Genomic DNA, 1055 nt, shown 5'->3' with positions numbered 1-1055 from the left:
TAGCCCAGGCCGATCGCGGCGCCGAGCAGGTATCCGCCGCCCCACATGATGGCGAAGTAGGCCAGCAGGGGCAGCGCGATGCGCACGACGTCCAGCGGGTGGCTGGTGATCTGATCGCCTTGCAGGGCAAAGAGGATCACGATGGTGAACAGCAGCCCGTAGAGCGCCCAGGGCCCGATGCGGGGCAGGAACGTGGTCTCATACCAGAGGCGGCCCTTGGCGCGTTCGCCGAGGCGGCGGGTGAGATACCCGGCGGCCAGGGGAATGCCCAGGAAGATGAGTACCGATTTGGCGATCTGCCAGGGTGAGGTGTCGATGGTGGTCTGGGCCAGGCCGAGCCATCCGGGCAGTACCGACAGGTAGAACCAGCCCAGGACGGCGAACATGACGACCTGGAAGATCGAGTTCAGGGCGACGAGGACCGCGGCGGCTTCGCGGTCGCCGCAGGCCAGGTCGTTCCAGATGATGACCATGGCGATGCAGCGGGCCAGCCCGACGATGATCAGCCCGGTGCGGTACTCGGGTAGGTCGGGCAGCATCAGCCAGGCCAGTGCGAACATCAGTGCCGGCCCTAAGACCCAGTTGAGCAGCAGTGAGCCGGCCAGCAGCTTGCGGTCGCCGGTGACGGTGTCGAGGCGGTCGTAGCGGACTTTGGCCAGCACCGGGTACATCATGATGAGCAGGCCTGCGGCGATGGGCAGCGAGATGCCGTCGATCTGGACGCTCTGCAGGGCGGTGTTCATGCCGGGCACCCAGCGGCCCAGCAGTAGTCCGGTGGCCATCGCGATGCCGATCCACACCGGCAGGAACCGGTCCAGGGTGGACAGCTTGGCCGCGACCGCGGTGGTGTCGGTGTGTGTCATGCCGTGACGCCGGCACCGAGCAGGATCGCCAGGCTGGCCAGCGATTCGGGGACCACGGCGTAGTAGACCCAGGATGCCCGCCGCTGTGAGGTCAGCAGGCCGGCGTCGCGCAGCACCTTGAGGTGATGTGACACCGTCGGCTGCGATACCGCGACGCCGTCGGCGACGTCGCAGACGCACGCCTGGCCACCG

The 1055-nt window shown here is 67.7% G+C and carries 2 protein-coding genes; both read right to left on the bottom strand.

Annotated features, from left to right (window positions below; genetic code table 11):
• A partial coding sequence (arsB, locus tag ACWDUN_RS30010) for an ACR3 family arsenite efflux transporter (protein ID WP_449934576.1) occupies window positions 1-863 on the bottom strand: 863 nt, incomplete at its 3' end.
• Window positions 860-1055: ArsR/SmtB family transcription factor (locus ACWDUN_RS30005; protein WP_449934574.1), on the bottom strand; the 196-nt coding region annotated here is incomplete at its 5' end. The genes ACWDUN_RS30005 and arsB, both read right to left, overlap by 4 nt.

Source organism: Mycobacterium sp. NPDC003323, from assembly GCF_053589535.1.
Note: the sequence above shows the minus strand (reverse complement) of the source record. Positions and strands in the feature narration are given on the sequence as shown.